The sequence below is a fragment of the Flavobacterium sp. genome, assembly GCF_028712645.1.
GTDB lineage: Bacteria > Bacteroidota > Bacteroidia > Flavobacteriales > Flavobacteriaceae > Flavobacterium.
Genome location: NZ_JAQTPQ010000241.1, coordinates 1 through 5,407, shown reverse-complemented (window position 1 = coordinate 5,407; position 5,407 = coordinate 1). Strand labels below are relative to the sequence as shown.

The following is a 5,407-nucleotide window of genomic DNA, read 5'->3' as shown; positions in this document are numbered from 1 at the left end:
GTTATTATTTCTATTATTGGCATTCAGTATTTGTGCCAATGCCAATGTTCGTTTGCCCAAATTATTTGCCGATGATATGGTTTTGCAAAGAAATAAATTGATTCCGGTTTGGGGTTGGGCTGATGCCAATGAGAAAATCGAAATCAAGTTCAACAAGCAAACAAAAACCACAAAAGCCGATAAAAACGGAAAATGGATTATTCGTTTAGATGCTGAAAATGCGGGCGGACCCTATCTATTATCCATAAAAGGGAAAAATAAAATTGTTGTAAAAAATGTTTTGGTTGGTGAAGTTTGGATTTGCAGCGGACAATCTAATATGGCGTTCACGGTTAGCGAAGCTGCCAATGCCGAGAAAGAAATAAACGCCGCCAATTATCCTTTTATCCGTGAATTCACTGTTGGTCGAGATGTTAGTTCTCTCCCAAAAAATGATTTAAAAGAAGGAAAGTGGGAAGTTTGCAATAAATCTACTGTGGGGAATTTTACGGCCGTTGGTTACTTTTTTGCAAAAAAAATCTACTCAGAATTAAAAATCCCAATTGGATTAATTCACACTTCTTGGGGAGGAACAGTTTCAGAAACTTGGACAAGCCGTGAAGCATTTGAAAGCAGTGACGAATTCAAAAAAATGATTACTGAAATGCCAAATGTCAATCTTGATTCTATTTCGAAAGTTTTCAATAAATCAGTAGCAAAAAGAGTGGAAGAACTTCAAGGTTCCAAAATAGATCCTGCAAAAGCAGAAATGTTTAAAGAATTTGCATTCAATGATTCGGCTTGGCCGGAACTCAACGAACCCGAAGCTTGGGAAAGTCAAGATTTGGGAGAATTTGATGGTATAGTTTGGTTGCGAAAAACAATTACACTTTCGGCAAACGATGCCGGAAAAGAGGCCACGATTGAATTATCAAAAATTGATGATGAAGATATAAGTTATGTAAATGGTGTAGAAGTTGGCAGAAATGACAACTGGGATGCAAGAAGAAAATATTCTATTCCTGCGGGGATTTTAAAAGAAGGTAAAAATACCATCTCAATCCGTGTGGTTGATGGAGGCGGTGGCGGTGGAATTTATGATGAGTCAGATGATTTTAAACTCATTATTGGAGAAAAAATTATTCCGTTAAACGGAAAATGGAAATATCAAGTAGAATCTATAAATAGTGAGGTTGGACCTAATAGTTATCCATCATTATTGTTTAACGCTATGGTAAATCCTTTAATTCCCTATGCATTTGAAGGAGTTTTATGGTATCAAGGAGAATCAAATGCTTGGAGAGCACAACAATACAAAAAGGCTTTTCCATTATTAATTAACGATTGGAGAAAAAAATGGAATCAAGGAGATTTTCCTTTTTATTTTGTACAAATTTCTAGCTTTAATGAAACTAATGGCAATAGCAACAACGGAAGTATGTGGGCAGAACTTCGAGAAGCACAAACCCAAACTCTAAAACTTCCAAATACCGGAATGTGTGTAACAACTGATATTGGTAATCCAACAAACATTCATCCCACTAATAAACAAGATGTAGGAAAACGTTTGGCAGCAATCGCTTTAAAAAACATTTACAACCAAAATATCGTTTGCACAGGACCAACATATAAATCAATGGAAATTCAAGGAAACAAAATTGTAGTTTCCTTTGAAAATATTGGTTCAGGATTATCAACTCCAGATAAATATGGTTGCTTAAAAGGGTTTGAAATTGCTGGAGAAGATAAGGTTTTTCATTATGCCAATGCTCAAATTGTCAATAATAAGGTAATTATTTACAATGAAAATGTTACCAATCCAGTTGCAGTACATTTGGGTTGGGCTGATGATGCAAGTGATAATAATCTATACAATAAACAAGGATTTCCAGCCGAACCTTTCAGAACGGATAATTGGAAAAATGTAACTGATGCTATGGAGTATAAAATAGTAAAATAATTCTTTTCCAAATAAAAAACCCATTAAAGTGCAGAATAAACGCTGCACTTTTTTTGTTTCATCTACAATATGGATTTGTTTGTTTAAATTTAAAACAATTCTTTTAAATATTCATTAAAAACAATTTACGCATATAAAAACATTGCGTGTTTTGAAGAATATAATACGCATATTCCTATTTGTTTTCCTCCATTTAGAAATAGATTTGTAGCATAGCTTAAACAAAATAAACGCTTTACAAGAAAATGCAAAATCAAGAAAACAATCATTTTTCGATTTCACACAAAGAATCAGGACAATTTGAAGAAACTAGATTTGAAAAAATACACAACACCATTTTCAAATCATCTGGAATCGCTTCTAAAATTGTTGCTCAAGAAATAGCGAGAATAATTCAGGACAAACAATCTAAAAACGAAAATTGCATTTTAGGACTTGCAACAGGCTCATCACCTATAAAAGTCTATGAAGAGCTAATTAGATTGCATCAAGAAGAAGGGTTGAGTTTTTACAACGTAATTACTTTCAATCTTGACGAATATTATCCGATGGAAAAGGATAATATAGAAAGTTACCACCATTTTATGCACGAAAATCTTTTCAAGCATATCGATATAAAACAAGAAAATGTTCATATTCCAAACGGAATGATAGCGCAAGAAAACTTGGATCAATATTGTTTGGACTATGAAGCGGCAATCTTAAAAGCAGGTGGATTGGATTTTCAATTACTTGGAATTGGACGAACAGGACATATTGGTTTTAACGAACCAGGTTCCCATTTTAATTCTGGCACAAGAAGTATAACCTTAAATCATATAACAAGAGCTGACGCTGCACAATCCTTTTTAGGAATAAACAACGTTCCTCGAAGAGCCATTACAATGGGAATTGGCACCATAAAAAAAGCAAAAAGAATCGTGCTTTTGGCTTGGGGAGAAAATAAAGCCGATATCATTAGAGAAACCATCGAAGGAGATGTTTCATCACAAGTTCCCGCCACTTATTTGCAAAGTCATAACAATACCACCTTTGTATTAGACAAAGAAGCATCGTCTGAACTTACTCGAATAAAAACTCCATGGCTTGTGTCTTCCTGCATTTGGACAGAAGAATTAAAAAGCAGAGCAATCGTTTGGCTTTGCGAAAAAACAAAAAAACCAGTTTTAAAACTTAACGACAAGGATTATAACGACAATGGAATGTCAGGTTTGCTTGCGGAAGAAGGTCCAGCTTATGATTTGAACATTAAGATGTTTAACAAATTACAACACACCATCACTGGGTGGCCAGGAGGAAAACCCAATTCGAGTGACGAAAACAGACCCGAAAGAGCGTTGCCTGCAAAGAAAAAAATCATCATTTTCAGTCCTCATCCAGACGACGATGTAATTTCGATGGGAGGCACATTCGACAGACTTGTTGAACAAGGACACGAAGTACATGTTGCCTATCAAACCTCGGGAAATATTGCCGTTTCTGATGAAGAAGCCTTACGATATGCCGAAGTAGCCTTGGATATTACTGATGATACTAATGAATCCATAAAAAATGTAATTCTTGCATTGCAAACAAGAAAAATTAGCAAAAGCGATGAATTAATTATTCGCAAAATAAAGGGGAAAATTAGACGAAAAGAATCATTGGGTGCAACTCGATATTTAGGTCTTCCCGACAATCGAGTTCACTTTTTAGATATGCCTTTTTATGAAACTGGAACTGTAAAGAAAAATAATCTTGGATCAAGAGATATAGAAATTGTAAGCCAATTGATTACAGAAATAAAACCACACCAAATTTTTGCCGCTGGCGACTTAGCTGATCCTCACGGAACCCATAAAGTTTGTTTGGATGCTATTTTTGCAGCAATAGAAGAATTAAAAAATGAGACTTTTATTAAAGATTGTTGGGTTTGGTTGTATCGCGGAGCTTGGCACGAATGGGAACCTTATGAAATTGAGATGGCCGTCCCTATGAGTGAAGACCAAGTTTTAAAGAAAAGAAAAGCTATTTTTTACCACCAATCTCAAAAAGACAACGTGATGTTTCAAGGTGAAGATTCGAGAGAATTTTGGGTAAGAGTGGAAGAAAGAACAAAAAAAACCGCAGACACTTATAATGCTTTAGGACTTGCCGAATACACAGCAATGGAAGCATTTAAAAGATATTATTTTTAAAAAGTTTTGGTTAGCTTTTTAGTTAATTTTCCCTGCGGGTACTGGAAAACTTGCAGGGATTTTTGTGAAATAAAAAAATGACCCCCAGAAAACATCCTATAGTATCACAACATAAAAGTTGATCTTTTTTGTATTTTTGATATTATAACAAAAACAACACAGCTTAAAAGATTAAAAAATAATTTATAAAAATTATGAAAAAAACATCAAGGGCAATTATACTGTTGCTAATTATTATCTTTTCACAACAAACATTTTCTTCAATAAAACCATTGGTCTCAAGACAAATACTGTTAAAAGAAAACTGGAAAGTTCAACAAAACAAGAAAATTTTAAGTGATGGAACAACCATTTCTTCTGCTTCAAATGACTCTAAAAGTTGGTATACTGCAAGCGTACCTTCAACAGTTATGGGAGTTTTAACTGCAAACGGTTTGTATAAAGACATTTTCGAAGGTGATAATTATACTAAAATAGACAAAACTCAATTTGATGATTCTTGGTGGTATAAAACAGAATTCGATTTGCCTAGTATACTCCCGGAAAACAACATTTCACTTCACTTTGACGGAATAAATTATTATGCTAATATTTGGCTAAACGGGAAATTGATAGCTTCACGCGATAAAGTTTTCGGCACATTTAGACAGTTTGAATTTGACATTACGGCTGTTGCCAAAAAGAAAGGAAACGTTCTTGCCGTTGAAATATTTCGGGCACAACCTGGCGATTTTAATACTGGATTTGTAGATTGGAATCCAAGACCTTTAGATGAAAATATGGGAATTTGGCGTCCTGTATATATTGAAATCGATGGCGCAGTTGGGCTAAAGAACACTGCAGTTCAATCAAAAGTAAATACCACAACGCTCAAAGAAGCTTGGCTTACAGTAAAAACCGAACTAAAAAACTATACCTCTCAAATTGTTTCTGGAACATTAATTGGTAAAATTGGTGAGAATGAATTTCGTTTTCCTGTAAAATTAAATCCTAACCAAACCAGAAGTTTAACCTTAACTTCGAAAGAAATAGCTTCTTTATACATTAAAAATCCAAAACTTTGGTGGTGCAATAATCTTGGCGAACCCAACTTAGAAAAGCTTTCTCTACGTTTCGAAACCAAAAAAAACACTAGCGATTCAGAAGAGATTACTTTTGGAATTAGAGAAATTGACACTTATTTTACTCCAGAGGGACACAAAGGATTTATACTTAACGGCAAGAAAATAGTAATCAAAGGAGCCGGTTGGACTGACGATATTTTCCTCCGTGACACAAAACAGAGTTTAGA

Annotated in this window: 3 protein-coding genes; all 3 read left to right on the top strand. The window is 34.4% G+C overall.

Annotation, left to right across the window (positions count from 1 at the left end; all coding sequences use genetic code 11):
• A partial coding sequence (locus tag PHC28_RS15200; RefSeq protein ID WP_300102533.1) for a sialate O-acetylesterase occupies nucleotides 1-1,939 on the top strand: 1,939 nt, incomplete at its 5' end.
• Between the two features lie 245 nt (nucleotides 1,940-2,184).
• Entirely contained in the window at nucleotides 2,185-4,116 is a 1,932-nt protein-coding gene (gene nagB, locus PHC28_RS15195) for a glucosamine-6-phosphate deaminase (RefSeq protein WP_300102531.1), read from the top strand.
• A 194-nt stretch (nucleotides 4,117-4,310) separates the two neighbouring features.
• The coding region (locus PHC28_RS15190; RefSeq protein WP_300102528.1) for a sugar-binding domain-containing protein at nucleotides 4,311-5,407 on the top strand (1,097 nt) is incomplete at its 3' end.

Excerpts from the sequence above, each read along its gene's own strand:
- nagB (WP_300102531.1), top strand. The coding sequence starts at position 2,185 with ATGCAAAATCAAGAAAACAATCATTTTTCGATTTCACACAAAGAATCA.